Below are 21,325 nucleotides of genomic sequence, written 5' to 3' on the forward strand. Positions count from 1 at the left end.
GAAGTCTTATAAACCCGCGTACAAATCCGGGTAATCGCTGATCAGCCCATCCACACCCAGATCCTTCAGTTTTTTCATGGCTGGCAGCTCATTGACCGTCCAGGGAACGACCAGGACCTCTTTTTGATGACAGGCCTTCAATAAAACATCCGTGACCAGGGAATAATGGGGGCTATAGACCGTAGGAGTAAATCCCAGGGCAGCAATTTGTTCATCAAACGACCGGGCATTTCCTTCATCTATTAATAAAGAGGTTTTTTGATCCGGGTAATGAGCATGCAGATATTGCAGGGAACGCATATCAAAAGATTGAACTATGACCTGCCTGGCAATTTGTTTCCGGTTCAAAACCTGCATCAGCAAATCCACAAAACGGTCCGGTTTGGGATGGTAAAGAGAATCACCCCTTGGATCCGATTTCACTTCAATATTGTAAAAAACAGATTTGTTTTGTTTTTGGCAATAAGCTTCCACACTATCGATCAGATCGCTTAATAAGGGTTTTGCGACCGGTAACTTCTCCTGTCTGGGGAATTTAGGGTAAGGCTTACGACCTACATCGAATTTTCGGATTCTGTCATAGGTCATGTCATAAAGAATGAACTTTGGCTCCGCAGAATCTATATATCTCCCATCGGGTTTGGTCGTGATTTCGGAGTTGAACCAGGGATCGTGTGATAAAACAACCTGGCTGTCCCTCGTAATATGGACATCCATTTCCAGGGTGGTGACGTTAAGATCGATGGCATGCAGCATGGCAGGAATGGTATTCTCCGGCATTAATCCCCTGCATCCCCGGTGGCCTTCCCTGTCAAAAGGTACAAATCCTGCAACTTTGGGCGTATTCGTGCAGCTATTCATAATAAAAGGAATGAAAAGGCAGAGGGCAGTTTTTTTCATGGGGCAAAAATGAATCTTTTTGGGGAAAGGATCGGTTAATTCATTGTAAAGGTATGGCTCCATCAATGCAAACTTATGACGCGGGTAATTTTCCAACCCGCATTGCTACGCTGCCAGACGATAACGAAACGTCCGGGATGTATAGGGGCGTCCGGTTCCTGGTTATTATGGAATGTGTGAAACCCTATTTCTATGGCTCCAAAATTCGCGATGGGATATACTTCCAGGCTCCCTGGAACGAGCGTGCGGGTTACCTTGCCGCAAATGTTTTTTTCCGTGGCGGTTATAACATTCTGTTTGGAATTCATGACCCCGCCTTTGTCGTGATAGAACTCCAGGTTTTCAGCATAAAAATCCCCATACTCCTTCAGATGAATGGTACATGTATTATATGCTCCGAAGAAGAGACTATCCTGATGAAGGATGGTATCATATAAGGCCTGGTCATCGGGTTTATAAATTTGAGCCTTACTTGTCTGCGGAAAAAATGAGCTTCCAAAGGCAAGAACAATGATGGACATTCGATAAAAAATGTTCTTTCCCATATGATTTATTTTGTGCTTTTATTTGGCAAAAACCTGCAATAGTTCCTCAATTTAAATTAAAAAATCGTCTCCGGCATGTTTGAGATCCAATTGGTCAACAGGTTGTTGACCAATTACAAATCATTGAAAATGAATTCCCTTGATTTAATCTAACTCTTCCACGCACCCAGCAGGCGCCTTATAACAATGATTTCAGCGGTATGATAGGCCGTATGATCGGCTATTTGCAGTGCTTCCCGCAGCCAGGTCTGACCATCCCCATGAGGCAGCGGCTTATAAAGATCCGCCTTCCCCATCAGTTGTACAAATTCCTGCAGGTCGTTTTCAATCTGTTCGACACTTTTATTCCAGGTTTTTTCATCGGTAGGGGCAGTTTCTTTTGGCCAATATCCTTCAGGCCATTTTGGGGATTTATGTTTGGCATCTTTACAGAATTCCAGCATGTCCCATTGAGCGATACGGATATGTTCCACCAGCTGCCAGATACTGTAAGGAAGTTTGCCCGGTTTTTCACCCCGCAGTTTTTCAGGCAATCCCTCCAACGCATCGCTTAAACCGACATGCGCGCTTCCGCCTTCTAACAATTTTTCCAATTCCGTGATCAGTAGTTGCTGTTGGTCGCTCATAAAAATAGTACCCCAAACTATATGCCATAAAAGATACCCTGGCAAAAAAAGTGCATGACAAAAAAAGAGGGCGCCTCCTGATTTTTTTACAAACACAGGTGACACCCTCTTTCCTTTTAACGACATTTTGGCCTTCACCAATGGCTGGTTCACTTATACAGCCCTGATCAGCCCTAGCTGTTTCAGCGCGGTTACGCCATCGTCCAGACCGATCTCGGAGACAATCTTTCCATTTTCCAATTTCAGGACGGTAGTTCCGGTAAAACGCATCACCTTGCCGGTAGCCGGAGGCAGAGATCCTATCAGGAAGTCACTGAAAGCGGGGCCTGTATGCGTTCCCCCGCCTTCCCAACGGCCAACGACATAATCTCCTTCGGCGATAAGATCAGCCGCACCCCAAAAGTTTAGATTGGGGAACGCTTCCCGGAATCCTGCCATAAAGGCTTTAATGTCCTCGTGCCCCTTACGCGGTTCATGAAGGGAATATTGCAATAACATCTCAGGATCTGCGATCTCATCTACGATAGAAAGATCACAGGTCTCCCCCCAGAAATTGGCAAACCAGCGGCCGACAATGGCCTTATTCGTTTCTTCTTTGTTTACTCCTTGTTTGTTTTCCATGGTGATTAATTTTGCACAAACCTACATGAATGCAAAAAAGAGGAAAAGCCGTTTCTTGCTATTTAAATTTGTGATGCGATTATCTCCCTGTCAGCTTTTGCCAGGGCAGAACCGATCACCTGGTCCATATTGTAATACCTGAATTCGGCCAGCCTGCCCCCAAAGATGACATGGGGCAATCCCGCTGCCATGGACTTATATTGCCGGAAGATGGCCGTATTGACCTCATCATTCACCGGGTAATAGGGTTCATTCGTATGGTCATGCTCACAGGGATACTCATGGGTAATGACTGTAGAAGGCTGACTGCCGGATTCGAAATGTTTGTGTTCTATTATCCTGGTATAAGGAATTTCCCGCTCGGTATAATTAATGACCGCATTTCCCTGGTAATTGGCAACGGAAAGATGATCATGTTTAAATACCAAGCTTCTGTATTGCAGTCGGCCGGCTGAGCAATCAAAATATTCATCTATTTTGCCGGTATACACAAGTTTGCCGGCACAATTGTCGAAAAAGGTACGTTCGGACAGATAATCAACTCCGAGCCGCACTTCAATTCCCTCCAGCAGCCTTTCGGTTAATTTATTATACCCTCCGACAGGAATACCCTGGAATTTACTGTTAAAATAATTGTTGTCGTAATTGAATCGCAGGGGAATCCGTCTGATCAGGAAGGAAGGTAATTCAGTAGCCTTCCTCCCCCACTGTTTTTCGGAATACCCCTTAATAAAGATCTCATATATATCCCTTCCAACCATTGACAGCGCCTGTTCTTCCAGGTTTCCCGGGATTCCCGCCTTATACGCGGAAGCCTGTCGCTCGATCATGCTTTTCGCTTCTTCAGGAGTCGTAACACCCCACAACCGGTAAAACGTATTCATATTAAAGGGGAGATTGTAGATCTTCCCTTTATAATTCACCAACGGAGAATTGACAAAATTATTAAACTTTACCAGCCCATTTACATAGGCCCAGATCTTCTCGTCATTGGTATTAAAAATATGCGCCCCATATTCGTGTACATTAATACCCTCCCTGTTGCTGCAAAAAATATTCCCTCCCGCCTGCTCCCGTTTGTCTATTACCAGACATCGTTTGGCGTTCCTCCTCATTTCATGGGCAAAGACAGCGCCAAACAGACCCGTACCTACGATCAGGTAGTCATATTCCTTCATCTGGCAAGAGCTCTTTTTAGGGTTTTTATCCTGCGGTTATTCAGCGGTTTTTCGGCAGATTTTCAGCGGTTTCTCTTTTTCTTCTCCTTAATAACCTGTCTGAAAAACCGGATGAGTTCAGCTGCATGGGTATCAAACAGGAACAGCTCCCTGTTATTCCATACATTTTCTCTTATCGTATCCATTCGTTGCCGGTCCCGTAACCTGACTGCCAGGTCCCTGATATTTTTAAAAGGAACCCCGATATCCAGTTTAGCCATTAAGGATTCGGTCGCTACCAAATGCCCTGTATTATCCAGATGCAGCATGGGTAATCCGGCGACTGCATAGGTAGCCAGACGCGCGGGATAATTGAGGTCATTCCACTCCGATCTCATCAGCTCCCCGCCATTCCGGCTTTCGAAAAGATGAAGCCAGCCGGCATCATATTGGGAAAACTCCTTCAGCCAGTCCTTGGGATCACAATTCGGATGGATATGGAAATAATCCCCGGCAATGGACCTGGCGCCTTCAATCTGCTCCTTCAGGGGTGCCTGGTACAACTCTCCGTAAAAATGAAGATGTATTTTCTCTTCTGCCAGGAGTTTGATGTACTCAGGCTTAAAGCCAAACGGACGACCGGGTAGAACGGTATGGATCTCCCCCGTCTTTTCAGAAAGCCGTATGGACCGCTCATGCAAAAACCAATCTTTTTTTGGAAGATCCCCATCCAGAATATGCGAGGGATACTTCTTATCCGGAAATCCCAGTTCGAACCAGTCTTTTACATATTGATTGGTAAATACTCTTCCATCACAAAAAGTATAAAGCTCGAACAAATGTTGCCACAGACCTTTTTTGATACAAAAAAAAGGGTCTTCCTTAAAATGCCAGACGAAGGGAATATCCCTGCATTCTTTTATAATCTCATGGGCAAAAGTTACAGTCTGCCAGTTAAGAAGCGCATAGATGATATCTGGTTTAATTTTTTTTACCCTCCTTTTCCATTGATTATAGGGTACGTCTTCCACATTACCAAAAGCCAGGGGGCCTACGGTATTAAAGAACAAGGGCGCCCTCATCCACAAGCCATATAATTGATGTCCTCTTTCTTCCAGGGCGCAAATCCTTTCCGGATTGAAGGCCAGCTCGCCTACCAGCAATATTTTCAGACCCGTTTTGGTTTTCTTGTATTCCTTTCCCCTGAATCGTTCGTAACGGGATGCTTCATCAATATAATTCCCATAAGCAGAATGGAACTTCAGCGGTTCGCTCACCCCATAAAAAAGTTTATACTTATAAAGCCCTCCGCCAAAGCTCTCGTTGATGATCTTACTTAGCTGCTCCGGATGTTCGAGCCATTCGCAGGTTATTTTGTCCGAATATACAAACCGGCCATGTTTTTCCAGTTTATCCCAATATTGTTGCCTGTAGTCATCCGTAACAAGCTCGGCCCGCTCCATCCATAATTCCTCCGTTTTACGGTGTAAGACCTGAACAAGCTGGATTCGGTTATCCTTCTCCTTTTTCTCTTGTCTGCGTTCCATCGGGAGTTCGCCATGCGTTTTGACGGTTACCGCCGAGCAGGCAAGGACGGCTGAACCATCATGATGTAAACAATCAAAAAGGACTTGTAAATGATCCCGGTAAAATACATCATCGGAAGGCAGATAGGCAATAAAATCGAAAGTTGAACGCCGCAGCCCCTCATTCAGACATGCGCCCAGCCCCCTGTTGAACTTGTTCCGACTATACCTGATCCTTTTATCCTTCAGAAAAGGATATACCATCTCCTCCGTATCGTCGGGCGACCCATCATCGATGATGATCAGTTCCCAATTGGTAAACTCCTGTAATTGTAAACTCCTTATGGCCCGGGAAATAAAGGACGCTTGTTTGAAGGTGGGCATCAATATAGTTATACCTTGGCAGTTATTTTTTGGCATGCACTATTTTTACAGGATGATGGGGATGTGGTCCGGACAAAGCTACCGCTGCGGTGAGCAACATATTTTTACGGCTGCAGCACAACTACAAGCGGATAAATGGGGATGTAGAAAACAAATTAATCAAAAATAACCGGAATAAATCTGAGTAGAAACGTCAAATCTATTGCGGTTATTACGAATTTTCCTGCGGGGGGAGGTTATTACAGGGGGGTTAGTGTTTGTCAGGGATTCAACCTGTCGAAGGCTGCCTGTAATTCTTCCGTATTTGCTTTAGCCATAGCTGCACTAAATCCAAAGGTGATTTCCGTCTTCCCTTCTTTTAATTGCTGAAATACGGCGTCTATGAAATCTCCTACCGGAGGTGCAAAATCGTGCAATCCTTTACCCCCGAGATCCGTGTTCAGCGCAGGGGGAATTATTTCAATCAGCTCAATGTGCTTTGATTTCAACAAATGGCGGGCAGAAAGCGTAAAAGAATGAAAAAATGCTTTGGTAGCAGAATATACAGGCACTTTTGTAAAAGGCACAAAAGCCAAACCCGAGCTAACATTGATAACAGCCTTCAACGATGGTAATTTAATAAAGAGCGACGTTAAATGAATCGGTGCTTCAATATTGGTAACGATCTCCGCCTTTGCCCGTTGGAAAAAATCATCATCCGAAATAGTCATCCACTGCTGGATTCCTGCATTATTTACCAGCACGTTTACATCATTGTGTTCCTGCGACACCCATTGGAAAAGCTCAGTACGCTCCGCTTCAACAGCCAGATCGCATACCTTTGTAATCACATTAGGAAATTTATCAGCCACTTCTTGCAAGACCGATTCCCGTCTGCCGCAAATAATTACGGTATTGTTTTCTTTAAGGAACCGTTCAGTGAGCCCCAGGCCAATGCCACTTGCACCACCGGTAATTAATATTTTATTGTTGGATACTTCCATCTTAATGAATTGTAAAGGTTGAGTGGCAAAGATAACCCCTAAACAGGCTGTTTATTTACAAAAATCAACCCAATACTTGCAAAATTCAAACAATACCAATTTTGCGTTGTCTGATACCCGGTTAGTTGCTGTAGAAAGAGCTGTTCGCCTTCATAATAATATCGATCGGCATATAGGTATATTCTTCCACGGATAATTTAAGCACGATATGTTTGTAAAGTGCCATAATCCCCCTATAGGCCTGTTCTCCTGGTTTTTGGCAGATCAAAAAATCGATAACCTCCTCCTCGAGGTAGCCGATATTTTCTTTTAGGAAATCATATCCGATCAAAAGGATATCCTTGTTGACCTCTTTTAAATAACGTGCTACAAGGGACACTTTTGAATTCGTAACAAAAATCACCTTTATGTCTTCATGTTTTGCCAATAACCTGGCAATATTGTTTTTGACCGATGCATAACTTATTTTCCGGATGTCGGTCTTTTCAATTCCATTCGGCAATTCATGTTCTGCAAAATATCCCCGGAATCCTTCCTCCTTCCGCAAAAGAAGATGGTGATTCTCTATTTCCGTTGAGATATTCACGATCAGGATCCTGTCATTCCGGGCTACCAGGTACCGGGCAAGATTCGCCGCCAGGTATCCGCTCCGATAAAGATCAGGTCCAATATAAGACAAACTGGGTCGGTCCGGGATGTCGGAATCGATGAAGACATAAGGGATGTTCAGATCCCTGCATTTTTCGGTAAAATGGATGGCCTCTTCGATAAAGGAGGGAACCAGCAAAATGCCATCCGCTTTATTCTTCAAAATCTTCTGCGTCTGTCTTACGAAAGAGCCCTTATCATTCTGGTCATAAAAATATTTTTCAATTTTTATATTATACTGTTTAATCTCGGACTCAGCCTGCCCGACACCCTTCAATGGAGCTTCCCAAAAACTCGTTTCTTCCGAAACCGCAGGCATTAAGGTAACAAAATGGGTTATTTTATTGGAGGCCAGCCTGCGACCCAATAAATTTGGCTGGTAGTCCATTTCCTTGATGATCTGTTTGATATTCTCGTGAGTTTTCGGCGAAACCCCGGGCCGGTTGTTAATAACCCTGTCAACCGTGCCTATCGACACTTTTGCCCTTCTGGCAATTTCTTTAACGCCTGTTAACTTACGATCCTTTTCATCCATGCTATATTTCTTTCTTTTGCCGGGGTTTAAAACATTCATCAACAATTTTCACAGCACTATCCTGGTCCAGGAATAAAATACTATTGGCATGTTTCCTGAGAATGGTAGAAGGATATTTTTCCGAGATCGCGGCTGTCAGGGTAAACTGTACCGCCTCCGCTTTGTTCGTTCCCGGAACCATGCAAAAAATATGGTCGGCGGCCAGCAGGGCCGGGACAGTCAGCGTCAGGGCATGAACGGGTACATCGCCGGTGCTCTTAAAACAACCGTCATTTACCTGTTGCCGTCGGCAGGCGTCATCCAGGTCTACAGCCTTTACCAGCTGCGGATCCTGAAAATCAGCCACGTGCGGGTCATTAAAAGCGATATGGGTATTTTCACCGATTCCCATGCACACGATATCGACGGGGTACTGCCGTAAAAGGTCGGCATATCGCTGGCATTCCGCATTGAGATTGGTTGCATTTCCGTTAAGGTAATGTACTGCCCGGAAAGGGAGTTTTGCGAAAAGTCTTTCCTTCAGAAAATTGCCGAACCCTTGCGGGGCGTCTTCGTTCAGACCCACATATTCATCCATATGAAACGCATTTATCCGGCTCCAGTCCACCTCTTTCTCCTTTGACAGGCCATCCAGAAAATCATTTTGGGAAGGCGCTGCTGCAAAGATGATATTTACCTCATCCTTCCCCGCCGACAGGAGTTTTATCGTATCAACGACCCTTCGGGCCATATCTTCACCTGACCGCTGCCGGTCTTCGTATATCCTTACTTTCAAAAGATCTACAGAACATTCCTGTACCATGACTGATTTTTAAAATTATACATTTTGTAATTTCCAACTCCTGATCCGGTGTCCGTAAAACGCGTAGAAAACAAGATAAAGGTAACAGGGGAACAAAACCCAGTAAGCATTCCTCAACCCGTATATATCCGCAAAATGACCATACAAAAGAGGCAAACTGGCATTTCCGCACAGCCCCATGATCATAATGGAAGAGCCAAGTTTGGTAAACTTCCCCAGGCCCTCGATGGCAAGCGGCCAGATACCGGCCCAGATCATGGAATTGGCAAAACCCAGCAGAACGAGGAACCAGATGGAGACATGGGTATCGTGACCCAACAAAAAAATCTGCCCCCTGGAAAAAATGATCAATAAGGTAAAAACAGTTCCCAGCAAGGTACAGACACGCAGGGCGTTCACCTGGCTGATGAACCGGGGGACGGAAATGACACCGATCAGGATATACCCGCCGATAGTGGCAAAAAGGGTATAAGAGGGAAATACCTTGGCTTCGAGCAGAGGGATGTTCATGGAACCGGCGTACCCGATAATACTGTCTATAGCTATTACCTGGGTTCCCACATGCAGGAAAATAGCGATAGCCCCAAGCACAAGATGAGGGAACTGGAATATGCTCTTTTTCCCGGCATTGGCCATCGCCACGGCCGGAGCCTCATGCTCGGTATCGATTTCAGGAAGAGGGGAATACCGGATGAAGATACCCAGGGCGACAAGGATCGCGCCGACACAGGTATAAGGAAGGATAACCCTTCTTATCAGGGCGTCCAGGACCTCTTTTTTCTCAACGGCCCCCATCAGGGGTATTTGTTTGAACAAGGCGCTGTCAGTGGATTTCAGTACTACCGCCGCAAACAGCAGAGGGGCCAGTATACCGGCTGCCTTATTACAAATACCGATCATGCTGATACGCTGTGCGGCTCTTTCTTTTGGGCCCAGTAAGGTAATGTACGGATTGGCCGCTGTCTGCAATATGGCAAGCCCGGCGCCCAGGGCGAACAATCCTGCCAGGAATATCCCGTAGGTCCTCGACAGGGCCGCCGGTATAAAGATAAAGGCCCCGACTGCCATCATCCAGAACGCGATCATGATCCCTTTTTTAAACCCAACTTTTTTCAGGAGATAAGAAGCAGGCACGGAAATAAAAAAATAAGACATGTAAAAGGCGAATGCCACCAGGTAAGACTGAAAATTTGTCAATTCGCAGGCAATCTTAAAATAGGGGATTAAAATAGAATTGATCCAGGATATGAATCCAATAACAAAAAAAAGCCCCCCGGCGATCACCAGGGAAATCGTAGTATCCTTGCTGCTTAATAAATTTACCCCGGCTAACTGATTATTTTTATCCATGCGCGGTTTCTGTGTACGTACACGGATATAAAGATAGTTGATTTGTTCCACCCAAAAAATAAATAACTTTGGGTTCTGCCAGATCATACCTGGTTAAAATGAACAAAATCCCAATAAGACATATTCCAACAGCACAAAAAGAACCTGCTTTTTCTGAAAGGTTTAGCATCCGGGATATTCATGATGTATTGGCTGAGAAGGACATGATACAAGAACTTCACAGACATAATTTCTATTATATTCTTGTTTTGAAAAAGGGAAAAGGCAATCATGAAATAGATTTCACACCCTACACCATTGGCGACCATACTGTTTTTTTTATGCGGCCCGGTCAGGTGCACAGGCTCTTACTAAACGCAGGAAGTACGGGGTATTTGATACAATTCAGAGATGAGTTCTATTTTCCGTATGATAAAAATTCAACCCGGCAATTACGCAAGGCAAGTAGTATCAATCATTACCTGCTTAATCCGGAAAGATTGCAAAAGCTTCTTTCCATATCGGCTTATATCTTTCAGGAATATGTCGAAAAACAAGGAGATTATCAGGAGGTTATTAAGGCAAACATGTGTATTTTCTTTATAGAACTTATCCGGCAGCAGACCGGAAATCCCTCCTCTACCGGCAACCTGTATTTACAGGATCGACTCGAAGAGTTCCTAAAACTTTTAGAGACTCCTGTTGTAAAGCATAGGCAGGTAGCTCACTATGCCGCTCTGTTGCATCTTTCCATCTATCAGCTTAATGCCATCACTAAGGCGATACTTGGCAAAACCTGTTCGGAGCTAATTAATGAATATAGTATAATGGAAGCTAAAAGATACCTTCGGGCAACCTCTGATCAGATAAATCAAATTGCCGGTCATCTCGGTTACGAAGATGTTTCCTATTTTATCAGGTTCTTTAAAAAACATACCGGGCATTCGCCGGAGGCCTTTAGACATAACTCCGGATAAGTCCTATCCAATTACATTTTTGTCCTATCATTTTATCTATCGCTGATAGTACTTTTGTAGAAAATAAAGTGATTAACATGCAGGACAACAAACTTTTCGACGTAATAATTGTTGGTGGGAGTTACTCTGGGTTGGCAGCAGGTATGGCTTTAGGCAGGGCGTTAAGACAGGTTTTAATCATGGATAGTGGCGAGCCTTGTAACCGGCAAACACCACATTCGCATAATTTCATTACCCAGGACGGGGCTTCTCCAAAAGAAATAACCCTATTGGCAAAACAACAAGTGGAAAAGTATAACACGGTAAAGTTCTTTAATGGAGTGGCGACAACCGGAATTAAAACGGCCAATGGCTTTGACATTCAGGTAGCGTCAGGTGAAACATTTAGCGCAAAAAAGTTATTATTTGCAACAGGTGTCAGAGACCTTATGCCGGCCATTGACGGATTTGCAGCCTGCTGGGGCATTTCGGTCCTTCACTGTCCTTATTGTCACGGATATGAAGTCCGCCATGAAAAAACCGGCATTCTTGGCAACGGAGAATATGGTTTCGAATTATCCAGGCTTATTTCAAATTGGACAAAAGACTTAACCTTGTTTACGAATGGAGCTTCAACCTTGACGATTGAACAAACCGGTAAATTGGAAAGCCATCATATAAAAATAGTAGAAAAAGAAATTGAAAGATTGGTACACAAGGACGGCCATCTTCAACATATACTGTTCAAAGATGGCACCCTGTCTTTGGCCAAAGCAGTGTATGCCCATAGCCCATTTGAACAACATTGTCAGATTCCGGAAACCCTGGGATGCGAATTGACTGACGAAGGATATATAAAGACGGATGCCTTTCAAAAGACTATTATCGATGGAGTTTTTGCCTGTGGTGATAATGTAACCCGTATCCGTACAGTCGCCAGTGCAGTAGCCATGGGGACTATTACAGGAATGACTATCAATAAAGAAATTATTGTAGAAAATTTTTAAACAAATAAAAATCATGAAAATCATCATCGTCGGTGCAACGGGAACAATCGGCAAACACGTTGCCAGCTCCCTGGAAAAAGATCACGAAATAATAAGGGTCGGTTCCAAAAGTGGCGATCTTCAGGCAGATATTACCTCTCCGGCGTCCATAGAAAATCTATTCCGGCAAACAGGCCCTTTCGATGCGCTTGTATCCACAGCAGGGGAGGCCTATTTCGGTCCATTGAAAACCATGACAGATAAGGAATTCAGGATAGGCATCGACAGCAAACTAATGGGACAGGTCAATTTGGTGCTTATCGGACAGCATTATATCAAGCCCAAAGGATCATTTACCTTAATCGCCGGCGTGTTGACACAGGATCCCGTTTTGAGCGGCGCCAACCCATCGGCCACCAACGGAGCGATTGAAGCTTTTGTGCGGGCAGCAGCCATTGAATTGGACAACGGTGTCCGTATCAATGCCGTTAGCCCTACGGTGGTGGAAGATTCCCCCGGATATTTCCCTTATTTTCCGGGACATATTCCGGTAACCATGAAACAGGTTGTATACGGCTACATCAAAAGTATACTTGGTGCGGGAACGGGGCAGGTAATAACAGTGTATTGATACCGATCTGATCCTGGACTTAACCCTTTAAACCGTCAAAATAGGCCGTTGTTTCTTCCAGTACGGACTTCATCAGTTCACTTGCTTTGGTATATTTAAGTAACGGTGCGATCTGACCGCCCCAAAATAAGATCATATCCCATTTTTCCTGTTCTATGGCAGCTTTCCTTAAATACGACATGAACTGTGTTTGCAGCGGGAAGGGCAGAAAGCCATTTTCCTGATGGGTCAGATCCTTTGCAAGACGGCTGGTTAATCCTCTGCCCAGTCTCCCGGTAAATGCCCGTGATAAGGTAGTATATTTAGCCGCATCTGAAAAAAGCATTTGTCTATGGATGGCTGTTGCATTGGACTGGTCACAGGCCAGGAAAGCAGTACCGATCTGCGCGGCATCTGCGCCAAGCGCCAGTGCTGCGGCAACCCCTTTCCCATTTGCGATACCCCCTGCGGCGATAACCGGGGTTTTTACTTTTTCCCTAATCAACTGGAGCAATACAAAGGTCCCTATGGTAGATGATTCTGCCGGAGCAAGGAACGATGGGCGATGTCCTCCTGCTTCAAAACCTGAAGCGATTATCAGGTCGACACCGGCTGACTCCAATACTATGGCCTCGTCCAGCGTAGTTGCGGCCCCTACGGTAACAATCCCAAGCCTGCGGCATTGCCCGAGGATATCGGCGGAAGGGATACCAAACATAAAGCTGAATACCGGTGGCCGCTGGTGCAGGATCACTTCCACCTGGTTTTCAAAACGAGAGGTGAACGGTGCTGGTTTTTCAGGTAAGGGAATTCCCATCTCATCGAAATAAGGCTTAAATAACTGCTGAGCCAGTTTAAATTGCCCGTCTGAAACCGAACCATTCACGGCATCTGTATCCGAAACCCATAGAATAATATTATAAGGCTTATTGGTCGCCACTTTGATCCGTTGATCCACATCTATGATCTCTTGCGGACTTAAGGTATAGGCGCCATACCCTCCAAGTCCCCCGGCATTAGATACTGCCGCTACCAACTCAACGGATGACAGGTTACCTCCAAACGGCCCCTGCAGTATGGGATATTCAATGCCCAGTATTTCCGATGCTTTTGTTTGATACCACATAAGAATCTTAAATATTATAGAACTGATAGTTCTCTTTCGTTACGATATCGATAGGCATATAGATGGCTTTAACGGGTTCACCAATATTAAAAAGGTGTTTATACAAGGCCATAATACCAAGGTATCCCTGTTCTTTTGGTCGCTGGCAAATCAAAAAATTGATCTGCCCCTCTACCAGGTAATTAATATTATTTTTCAAAAAGTCATAACCAATTAACAAATTGCTTTTATGGTGTTTCTTCAGAATTTTGGCTACAATATTTACTCTTGAGTTGGTAACAAAAAATGCATGAATAGTGGGATGCTCCTGAATTGCCTTCGAAAACGTTTTTTCAACCGCTTCTATTTTTGTTTCACAAATATTCAGGGTAGTTATCGGATTGGTCAGATTTGCATCCCTGAAATAGGTTTTGAAACCCTGTTCTTTTCTGATAAGATGGTGTTCATTTTCCAGATCGGTTGAAATATTGATAATCATTATCCCGTCTTCAGGTCCGATGGACAGGCTCGTTAGCTGGGCTGCCAATCGTCCGCTTTGATAAAGTTCAGGCCCGATATAGGTTAGACCCGGTTGCTTGGGCAGATCGGAATTAATAAATACCAGTGGGATATTTAATGCATGAATCTTCTTTACCACGGATGTGGATTCTTCGACAAAGGAAGGAGCCAGCAATATGGCCTGCGGCTTGGTGTTAAGTAGTTTTTTTGCTGCTTTGGTAAAAGACTCCCTGGATTCCAGGTCATAAAAAAAATAGTGAATGGTGACTCCAAATTGTTTGACTTCTTCCCCGGCTTGTTCAATTCCATTAAGCGGGTATGTCCAATAATCTGTTTCGGTCGAAACCCGTGGGATAAGAATAGCAAAATTTACATTTTTTTTTGAAGCAAGAAGACTTGCCATCTTATTCGGTCGGAAGTCAAGCTCTTCAATGATCAAACTAATCTTCTGACGGGTTTCATCGGATACCCCTTTTCGGTGGTGAATTACCCTGTCCACTGTTCCTATAGAAACATTAGCACGTCTGGCAATTTCTTTGACTCCTACAAGTTCTGCTTTTTTCATTTTTTTATTAAGGCCTCAAATATAGGAAATTGACTTGTCGGCAGTGGTGCCAACCCCCATAGTTCACCAAATAAAGTGGAAATAAATTTGGAAAACTAAGATAACTGTATATATTTGTTTTACGTTAACGTACACGTAAAGTAATCAGAACTTACAAATCCTTATCCCTGTTATATCAGATCCTTGTTCCTGTTATATCGAAGCGTAACCGTTTCCAAAGCGCTATGCCCCACCCCACCAGCTATTCATTAATATTTTAATTTAAAAAATGAAACAACAACCAACTCTGACTGCTTCCTGTAGAATGCTCACCCTGGTCTTAGCGCTTTTTTTAAGTTCACTGGCTTATGGTCAGCATAAACCTATTACAGGTAAAATAATTGACAGTGCCACTAATCAGGGGATAAGCGGAGCCTCTGTTAAAATCAAAAACAAATCCGGTGGAGTGGTTTCCGACCCGGATGGCAGATTCAAAATTGAGGCTCCTGCTGGCGCCATTTTACAAATCAGCAGTGTAAATTATCAACCTGTAGAAATAAAAGCCGATTTTGGCAAGATCGCATCGATACAAATGACCGCCATTAATAAATCACTAGCCGAAGTGGTGGTGGTGGGCTATGGTTCGTTGAAACGATCCGATCTTACCGGTTCGATCTCTTCGGTATCCAAAGAAAGGTTGTCCGAACTGCCCACCGGCAATGTTCTCAAAGCGATGGAAGGCTCGGTTGCCGGCGTGAATATACGGGATGGCTCGAATGTTCCCGGAACCTCACCAGGAGTGATCATCAGGGGTATTAATTCAATAAATGGAAATACGGATCCCCTTATCGTCATTGATGGCAATCCTTTTGAAGGTGGTTCGTTAAGTGATATCAGTACTGCAGATATTGCGTCCATCGATATCCTTAAAGACGTTTCCTCGGTAGCCATATATGGTACCAGGGGGGCAAATGGTGTCATATTGATCACCACCAAACGGGGGAAAACCGGAAAGGCAGCCATCAGCTTTGCGACTTACGCAGGTGTTGAGAACTTTGCCCATACCTTAAAGCCAATGGGACCTGCGGAATACGTGCAAAAATATGCAGATTGGAAAGAACAAGCGGGAGTTGACAATACCTTCCCGGTTCCAAACGAATATGAACTGGCCAATTATGCGGCCGGAAAAACCACCGATTGGCTAAAGAAGATCTCACAGGATGGATTTATCCAGGATCATACCCTCAGTATTTCCGGGGGCAATAAAGATGTGAAATATTATGTATCCGCAGATTACTTCAGTCAAAAAGGAGTTATCCAGGGTTATCAGACCAAACGAGGCAGCATCCGTTCCAACATAGATGCGAGCATTACGGATTATCTTTCCGCAGGTTTCAATTTGTATTTCTCTTCCACCAATAACGATGGAGGAAGAGCCAGTTTGAAATTGGCTGATGAAGTGAGTCCCTATGGTACATTTAAAAATCCCGATGGAACCTTTGCCATTTTCCCCATGTCAGGGGAACTGGCCATACAGAGCCCTATGCTGGGCACCGTAAGCACGATGAATGAAAGACGCCAGAATATCATTACCAATGTCTACACAGAATTAAAACCATTCCCCGGTCTGAAATACCGGATCAACGCAGGGTATACTTATTTGCCCAACCTATCCCAAAACTATCAGGGCAGGTTGGCCGGGGACATCGCAGGTGGAACGGCCTCCGTTGTCGATGGTGAAAGAAAAACCTGGATCGTTGAAAACATATTGACCTATGAAAAAAACTGGGCCAAAAATCACCTTGACCTCACTGCCTTATACAGTGCTCAGGAAAATAAGGAGTATTCGTCAACGGTCAACGCTACCGGTTTCATAAATGATGCCCTGGTGTTTAACGCCTTGCAGGGGGCCAATACCTTCTCCGCAGAATCGGAAGCTATTACCACCAACATGGTCTCGCAAATGGTAAGGGTAAATTATACCTTTGACAGCAGATACCTGCTGACTGCAACTGCCCGAAGAGACGGCTATTCGGCATTCGGTGCCAATACCAGTAAATACGGCCTCTTCCCCTCCGTTGCCATTGGCTGGAATATTACGAACGAAAATTTTATGCATAGCGTGAAATTCATCAATAACCTGAAGCTAAGGGGCTCTTATGGGATAACCGGAAATCAATCCGCGGTAATTCCCAATTCAACGATATCCACCTTTACCACTATTTCCATTCCTTCCAACGGAAGACCAACTACCGGTGTGGTCGCTGATGTATTGGGCAACCAGGATCTGAAATGGGAAAGCACTTACGGAAGTAATATCGCCATCGATTTTTCCATTTTAAATAACCGCATCAGCGGTACGATGGAAACCTATAATACCCATACCAGGGATATGGTACTTTACCGTTCCCTCCCTACTGCAACCGGATATTTACAGACTGTCTCCAATATTGGTAAAGTATCCAATACCGGTTTTGAACTATCCCTGAACACCCAAAACCTGGCTAACCATGATTTTAGATGGGAAACCTCATTAAATTATGCGGCCAACACCAATAAAATTGTGGATTTGTATGGAGATAAAAAAGATGACCTCGGGAATCGTCTGTTTATCGGACATCCGGTCGATGTCGTTTATGACTATAAATTGCAAGGTGTCTGGAAAGTGGGAGAAGATCCTTCCAGTCAGGACCCCGACGCCACTCCGGGTGATTTGAAATTTGCCGACCTGGATGGTAACAAAACGATTACTACCGAAGGTAAAGATCAAATGATCATTGGTCAGGGAATTCCAAAATGGACAGGAGGAATCACCAATACCTTTCATTATAAAAATTTCAATCTCCGGGTTTTTATTCAAACGGTACAGGGTGTTACGCTCTTTAATAATTTCGTTGATTTTAAAGATTTCGGGGGAAGACAAAATCTACCGGGCGGTCTTGGTTACTGGTCGGCCGCCAATCAAAGTAATCTAAGACCCAAACTGACCTATGTCAATTTCCGGGGATATGGATACGCAGAAAATGCCAGTTTTACCAGGATCAAAGACGTAACGGTCAGTTATAATTTCTCAAAAGGTCTGGTTGAAAGGCTAAAACTGGGCGGTGCCTCCTTATATATTACCGGAAGAAACCTGGCCACATTCACCAACTGGTTTGGATGGGACCCGGAGGCAGGTTATAAAACTACCGGCGATACCCAACTCAACTATCCCCTGGTTCGCTCATTTATTTTCGGTGCCAATATTACTTTACGCTAATTACTACTTATATGAAAAAGTTAAAAAATAGTCTGATTATATGCATTGCCGTATTTATGGTACTTCCCGCCTGTAAGAAAGATTTTCTTACCGAGAATGTCTATTCGAAATTCACCCCTGAGGCCCTGAACGATTCCTTGGCATTCGAGGCAAGCATAGTGGGTATACAGAGTCAATATTCCCTTTGGAATACTATGAATGAAAATGCCAATGGTAACCAGGGATTTCTTTGCGTATGGCAAATGGGCACTGACGTAGCCTATAATAAAGCGCCGGACGATCTGGACCCCATGGCCATCCCCTATACAAATTATGAGAAACTGACCTCGGCCGATGTTTCTCTTGCTTTTGTCTGGCAATGGGCCTATAATATCATCAATAATTCCAACGTCACCATCGCAGGTATCGACAAACCGTCGATCCAACTCGGGGATGCCTTCAGAAAAAAAATCAAAGGGCAGGCTCTGTTCTACAGAGCTCTGGCTTACAATTACCTGGCCACCCTTTTTGGAGGGGTCCCCTTGGTGACCGAACCGGTAACCAGTCCAAAAACAAATTTTGTGAGGGCCCCGATAAAAGACATTGACGCACTTATTGTCGCCGATCTGAATTTCGCTAAGGTCAATGCCCCTGCTATCGATGACTTAGTGGCCAAATCCTTGCCCAACAAGGCCATGGCTTCCCAATTACTGGCCGAAGCTTATTTGCGGATGGGAGGGAAAGACGCCGAAGCCGAAGCAGAATGTACGACCATAATAAACAGCGGTGATTTCAGTTTGATAACTAACCGTTATGGTGTCAAATCCGATCAGCCCGGAGATGGCTTCTCGGACATGTTTATCTATGGAAATCAACGCAGAAACCAGGGCAACAGCGAGGCCATCTGGGTGGAGGAAACAGAGAACCCGGCATCTGTGCCGAATGGAGCCGGACCTGATCTCCAAAGCCGGTTTCCCGGTTACCGCTTCCTTGGTTCGCAGCACAGAAGAGTATGGGGAAGCCGTTATTACAGAACACCCGGTATGCTTATTTGTGATAGCCTGGGAGGGAGGGGAATCAGCAGGATGGCGCTGACCTATTTTGTCCTGGATCTTTATGAAACGAATGATGTCCGGAATTCACGTTTTAATATCAGAAGGAATTATTACTACAACGATCCTTCTTCACCGGATTATGGCCAGCTTGTTTCCGGGTCGGATATCGATACCAACCGCAGCATTGTTCCCAAAACAAATAAATGGGATCAGTTTGACCCCAACGATGAATTCGGAAGTAGTATGATCAAAGATTTTATCATCATGCGTTTGGGGGAAACCTATTTGTTAAAAGCAGAAGCACAATTCAAGCAGGGAAATGCCACCGGTGCAGCCGAAACTATAAATATCTTAAGGGCAAGGGCCAGTGCATCCCCGATCACCCCGGACCAGGTCACCATGGATTTTATCCTGGATGAAAGGGTGAGAGAACTGATAGCAGAGGAGAACAGGCGCATGACCTTAATGCGTACAAAAACGCTGGTTCAACGGGCAACCAACTACGGCCAAAATATTACCGGTATTTCTGCTACTAATTTATTGCTGCCTATCCCACAATCGGAGATCAGCTTAAATAAGGATGCAGTGCTCGATCAAAATCCGGGTTATTAAAAAAAGGTTATATGAAAGCACGAATATTATTGCTCATTATCTTCTTTGCTGCGGTTGAACTGGCGTCGGCAAAAATGACGGACGCGGCAGAACCTTTTACAGTCAGGGGTGTTCATTTGGATCTTCGCATTCAGGTAATGAAAATGCCTGCGCTTAAAAACTTCGCTTTGAAGCTGAGCAAACAGGGGATCAATACGCTAGTGATGGAGTGGGAAGGATCCTATCCTTTTTTGAAAGATCCCCTGATTTCCAACAGGTTCGCTTATTCCAGACAGGAAGTAAAGGGCTTTATCGGCTATTGTCAAACCTTGCACATAGATGTCATTCCGCTTCAGCAGAGTTTTGGTCATGTTGAATATATTCTGCGAAATAATAAATATGCCGCACTGCGTGAAGATGATAAGGATCTGTCCCAGGTTTGTCCAAGTGAGCCTGCGCTGAACAAAGAGTTGTTCACCCGATTGTTCAGGGATATGATAAGTATGCATCCCTCACCCTATTTTCATATTGGCGGTGATGAAACCCATTTGCTTGGCCATTGTGAGAAATGTAAAAAAAGAGCAGCCGAAGTCGGTATTTCCCAGCTCTATTTTGAGCATATAAAAATGCTTTGCGATATTGTGGTGGGGCTGGGCAAAAAGCCTGTATTATGGGCTGATATCGCCTTGAACTACCCGCAATATATTCACCTGCTTCCCAAACAAACCATTTTTGTGGATTGGAATTACGGCTGGGATTTGAACAGATTCGGTGATCATGAACAACTGGTTAACAGTGGATATGAAATATGGGGAGCTCCGGCCATAAGAAGTTCACCCGATAATTATTTTTTAACCAAATGGGAAAATCATTTCAATAATATCAGGGATTTTATCCCTGTTTGCAAAAAGTCAGGATATAAAGGTGTAATACTGACTTCCTGGTCTACCTCAGGAGTATACTCACCATCCTATGAATCGGAAGATGATTTGGTTGAATTATTTGCCTTGCGGCACGTATATCCGATAACCGGTTTTGACATTTTAATTGCCGCTTATCTTAGTGCGATCGTTGCAGAGCAGGGCCTGAATATCGATCAATTTATTTCCGCCTATTGTCGCTCTCATTTTGGCTTTGATGAAAAAGACTGCCGCCGGTTCCAAAAAGCTCTTTTTGCCGCTCCGTATACGGTTTCAAACGGGAATGTTCATTCTTCCTCTCCTCTATCTATTGAAATGCTGCTCGATAGCGTACGTATGGCTTCAGCCATTTTTAACACCCTTACTCCTACTAAGAATATCCGGCTATTTAACCATTTTCAATTAATGACCGATATCAGGATTTACTATCTGAGCTATTTGAAAATTGAAAAAGAAGTAAATGAGGACAGCTTCACCCGGGAAAAGATTCCAGCTTATCTTACCCGGTTAAAAACACTGATGAATACAGAACCGGCATTAAATAAAAGATTTACAGCCTTAAATCAGGATGCGCTTTATCCCGCCTCCATAGAGGAGGAAAACACGCTTAGAAACCAGAAGGTACATATTTTGTACAACCGGTTGGCCAACGTGAAATGATCATACCGGTTAGCCTACATGAAATGACCTTAACGATTATCCAGGAAAAATGACCCTTACGTTAAATGACCTTTGTGATAGAAAA

18 protein-coding genes are annotated in these 21,325 nt (G+C 44.2%); 6 read left to right on the forward strand and 12 right to left on the reverse strand.

Annotated elements, in window-relative coordinates:
* Nucleotides 1–6: 6 nt before the first annotated feature.
* The 10 genes from ACX0G9_RS17695 to ACX0G9_RS17740 all read right to left on the reverse strand — a co-directional run bounded on the left by ACX0G9_RS17695 (nucleotide 7) and on the right by ACX0G9_RS17740 (nucleotide 10,128).
* Complete coding sequence (locus ACX0G9_RS17695) at nucleotides 7–900, reverse strand: glycerophosphodiester phosphodiesterase family protein (protein WP_459066272.1); 894 nt, start codon at nucleotides 898–900, stop codon at nucleotides 7–9.
* Between the two features lie 62 nt (nucleotides 901–962).
* Nucleotides 963–1,445 (reverse strand): nuclear transport factor 2 family protein, encoded by a 483-nt coding sequence (locus tag ACX0G9_RS17700; RefSeq protein ID WP_459066273.1) that lies wholly within the window; start codon nucleotides 1,443–1,445, stop codon nucleotides 963–965.
* Nucleotides 1,446–1,594: 149 nt separating this feature from the next.
* Nucleotides 1,595–2,071 carry a DinB family protein gene (locus ACX0G9_RS17705; RefSeq protein WP_459066274.1) on the reverse strand — a complete coding sequence of 159 codons (477 nt, stop codon included), beginning with the start codon at nucleotides 2,069–2,071 and terminating at the stop codon, nucleotides 1,595–1,597.
* Nucleotides 2,072–2,224: 153 nt separating this feature from the next.
* Nucleotides 2,225–2,692 carry an ester cyclase gene (locus ACX0G9_RS17710; RefSeq protein ID WP_459066275.1) on the reverse strand — a complete coding sequence of 156 codons (468 nt, stop codon included), beginning with the start codon at nucleotides 2,690–2,692 and terminating at the stop codon, nucleotides 2,225–2,227.
* 62 nt (nucleotides 2,693–2,754) lie between these two features.
* Nucleotides 2,755–3,870, reverse strand: coding sequence for a UDP-galactopyranose mutase (gene glf, locus ACX0G9_RS17715; protein ID WP_459066276.1), 1,116 nt, complete (start codon nucleotides 3,868–3,870; stop codon nucleotides 2,755–2,757).
* Nucleotides 3,871–3,932: 62 nt separating this feature from the next.
* Nucleotides 3,933–5,795 carry a glycosyltransferase family 2 protein gene (locus tag ACX0G9_RS17720; RefSeq protein WP_459066277.1) on the reverse strand — a complete coding sequence of 621 codons (1,863 nt, stop codon included), beginning with the start codon at nucleotides 5,793–5,795 and terminating at the stop codon, nucleotides 3,933–3,935.
* Between the two features lie 224 nt (nucleotides 5,796–6,019).
* Nucleotides 6,020–6,742, reverse strand: coding sequence for an SDR family oxidoreductase (locus tag ACX0G9_RS17725; RefSeq protein ID WP_459066278.1), 723 nt, complete (start codon nucleotides 6,740–6,742; stop codon nucleotides 6,020–6,022).
* Between the two features lie 121 nt (nucleotides 6,743–6,863).
* Nucleotides 6,864–7,964 carry a LacI family DNA-binding transcriptional regulator gene (locus tag ACX0G9_RS17730; protein ID WP_459066279.1) on the reverse strand — a complete coding sequence of 367 codons (1,101 nt, stop codon included), beginning with the start codon at nucleotides 7,962–7,964 and terminating at the stop codon, nucleotides 6,864–6,866.
* Nucleotides 7,927–8,727 carry a glucosamine-6-phosphate deaminase gene (locus ACX0G9_RS17735; RefSeq protein WP_459066280.1) on the reverse strand — a complete coding sequence of 267 codons (801 nt, stop codon included), beginning with the start codon at nucleotides 8,725–8,727 and terminating at the stop codon, nucleotides 7,927–7,929. The genes ACX0G9_RS17730 and ACX0G9_RS17735 overlap by 38 nt, the downstream gene beginning before the upstream one ends.
* 15 nt (nucleotides 8,728–8,742) lie before the next feature.
* Nucleotides 8,743–10,128 carry a sugar MFS transporter gene (locus ACX0G9_RS17740; RefSeq protein WP_459066281.1) on the reverse strand — a complete coding sequence of 462 codons (1,386 nt, stop codon included), beginning with the start codon at nucleotides 10,126–10,128 and terminating at the stop codon, nucleotides 8,743–8,745.
* Between the two features lie 47 nt (nucleotides 10,129–10,175).
* On the opposite strand from ACX0G9_RS17740, the gene ACX0G9_RS17745 reads away from it, so the two are divergent.
* The 3 genes from ACX0G9_RS17745 to ACX0G9_RS17755 all read left to right on the forward strand — a co-directional run bounded on the left by ACX0G9_RS17745 (nucleotide 10,176) and on the right by ACX0G9_RS17755 (nucleotide 12,629).
* Nucleotides 10,176–11,033, forward strand: a complete 858-nt coding sequence (locus tag ACX0G9_RS17745) for a helix-turn-helix domain-containing protein (RefSeq protein WP_459066282.1) — start codon at nucleotides 10,176–10,178, stop codon at nucleotides 11,031–11,033.
* A 77-nt stretch (nucleotides 11,034–11,110) separates the two neighbouring features.
* On the forward strand, nucleotides 11,111–12,019 hold the full coding sequence (locus ACX0G9_RS17750; RefSeq protein WP_459066283.1) for an NAD(P)/FAD-dependent oxidoreductase: 909 nt from the start codon (nucleotides 11,111–11,113) through the stop codon (nucleotides 12,017–12,019).
* A gap of 13 nt (nucleotides 12,020–12,032) precedes the next feature.
* On the forward strand, nucleotides 12,033–12,629 hold the full coding sequence (locus ACX0G9_RS17755) for a short chain dehydrogenase (RefSeq protein WP_459066284.1): 597 nt from the start codon (nucleotides 12,033–12,035) through the stop codon (nucleotides 12,627–12,629).
* Nucleotides 12,630–12,648: 19 nt separating this feature from the next.
* Here the strand turns inward: ACX0G9_RS17755 and ACX0G9_RS17760 are convergent, their stop codons facing one another.
* Together ACX0G9_RS17760 and ACX0G9_RS17765 are read right to left on the reverse strand one after the other, a co-directional pair.
* Nucleotides 12,649–13,734, reverse strand: coding sequence for an NAD(P)H-dependent flavin oxidoreductase (locus ACX0G9_RS17760; protein ID WP_459066285.1), 1,086 nt, complete (start codon nucleotides 13,732–13,734; stop codon nucleotides 12,649–12,651).
* A 7-nt stretch (nucleotides 13,735–13,741) separates the two neighbouring features.
* Nucleotides 13,742–14,797 (reverse strand): LacI family DNA-binding transcriptional regulator, encoded by a 1,056-nt coding sequence (locus ACX0G9_RS17765; RefSeq protein WP_459066286.1) that lies wholly within the window; start codon nucleotides 14,795–14,797, stop codon nucleotides 13,742–13,744.
* A 268-nt stretch (nucleotides 14,798–15,065) separates the two neighbouring features.
* Here ACX0G9_RS17765 and ACX0G9_RS17770 point away from each other — a divergent pair, with 268 nt between their 5' ends.
* The 3 genes from ACX0G9_RS17770 to ACX0G9_RS17780 are packed head-to-tail and all read left to right on the forward strand — an operon-like array spanning nucleotide 15,066 to nucleotide 21,240.
* Nucleotides 15,066–18,035, forward strand: a complete 2,970-nt coding sequence (locus tag ACX0G9_RS17770) for a SusC/RagA family TonB-linked outer membrane protein (RefSeq protein ID WP_459066287.1) — start codon at nucleotides 15,066–15,068, stop codon at nucleotides 18,033–18,035.
* An 11-nt stretch (nucleotides 18,036–18,046) separates the two neighbouring features.
* Nucleotides 18,047–19,681, forward strand: coding sequence for a RagB/SusD family nutrient uptake outer membrane protein (locus tag ACX0G9_RS17775; RefSeq protein WP_459066288.1), 1,635 nt, complete (start codon nucleotides 18,047–18,049; stop codon nucleotides 19,679–19,681).
* A gap of 11 nt (nucleotides 19,682–19,692) precedes the next feature.
* The gene (locus tag ACX0G9_RS17780) at nucleotides 19,693–21,240 is read left to right on the forward strand and encodes a beta-N-acetylhexosaminidase (RefSeq protein ID WP_459066289.1); all 1,548 of its coding nucleotides are present in this window, start codon (nucleotides 19,693–19,695) and stop codon (nucleotides 21,238–21,240) included.
* Nucleotides 21,241–21,325 lie beyond the last annotated feature (85 nt).

The organism is Flavitalea flava (genome assembly GCF_054461575.1).

Excerpts from the sequence above, each read along its gene's own strand:
- ACX0G9_RS17750 (WP_459066283.1), top strand. The coding sequence starts at position 11,111 with ATGCAGGACAACAAACTTTTCGACGTAATAATTGTTGGTGGGAGTTAC.
- ACX0G9_RS17710 (WP_459066275.1), bottom strand. The coding sequence starts at position 2,692 with ATGGAAAACAAACAAGGAGTAAACAAAGAAGAAACGAATAAGGCCATT.
- ACX0G9_RS17735 (WP_459066280.1), bottom strand. The coding sequence starts at position 8,727 with ATGGTACAGGAATGTTCTGTAGATCTTTTGAAAGTAAGGATATACGAA.
- glf (WP_459066276.1), bottom strand. The coding sequence starts at position 3,870 with ATGAAGGAATATGACTACCTGATCGTAGGTACGGGTCTGTTTGGCGCT.
- ACX0G9_RS17725 (WP_459066278.1), bottom strand. The coding sequence starts at position 6,742 with ATGGAAGTATCCAACAATAAAATATTAATTACCGGTGGTGCAAGTGGC.
- ACX0G9_RS17730 (WP_459066279.1), bottom strand. The coding sequence starts at position 7,964 with ATGAATGTTTTAAACCCCGGCAAAAGAAAGAAATATAGCATGGATGAA.
- ACX0G9_RS17760 (WP_459066285.1), bottom strand. The coding sequence starts at position 13,734 with ATGTGGTATCAAACAAAAGCATCGGAAATACTGGGCATTGAATATCCC.
- ACX0G9_RS17745 (WP_459066282.1), top strand. The coding sequence starts at position 10,176 with ATGAACAAAATCCCAATAAGACATATTCCAACAGCACAAAAAGAACCT.
- ACX0G9_RS17775 (WP_459066288.1), top strand. The coding sequence starts at position 18,047 with ATGAAAAAGTTAAAAAATAGTCTGATTATATGCATTGCCGTATTTATG.
- ACX0G9_RS17700 (WP_459066273.1), bottom strand. The coding sequence starts at position 1,445 with ATGGGAAAGAACATTTTTTATCGAATGTCCATCATTGTTCTTGCCTTT.
- ACX0G9_RS17765 (WP_459066286.1), bottom strand. The coding sequence starts at position 14,797 with ATGAAAAAAGCAGAACTTGTAGGAGTCAAAGAAATTGCCAGACGTGCT.
- ACX0G9_RS17755 (WP_459066284.1), top strand. The coding sequence starts at position 12,033 with ATGAAAATCATCATCGTCGGTGCAACGGGAACAATCGGCAAACACGTT.
- ACX0G9_RS17705 (WP_459066274.1), bottom strand. The coding sequence starts at position 2,071 with ATGAGCGACCAACAGCAACTACTGATCACGGAATTGGAAAAATTGTTA.
- ACX0G9_RS17720 (WP_459066277.1), bottom strand. The coding sequence starts at position 5,795 with ATGCCAAAAAATAACTGCCAAGGTATAACTATATTGATGCCCACCTTC.
- ACX0G9_RS17780 (WP_459066289.1), top strand. The coding sequence starts at position 19,693 with ATGAAAGCACGAATATTATTGCTCATTATCTTCTTTGCTGCGGTTGAA.
- ACX0G9_RS17770 (WP_459066287.1), top strand. The coding sequence starts at position 15,066 with ATGAAACAACAACCAACTCTGACTGCTTCCTGTAGAATGCTCACCCTG.
- ACX0G9_RS17695 (WP_459066272.1), bottom strand. The coding sequence starts at position 900 with ATGAAAAAAACTGCCCTCTGCCTTTTCATTCCTTTTATTATGAATAGC.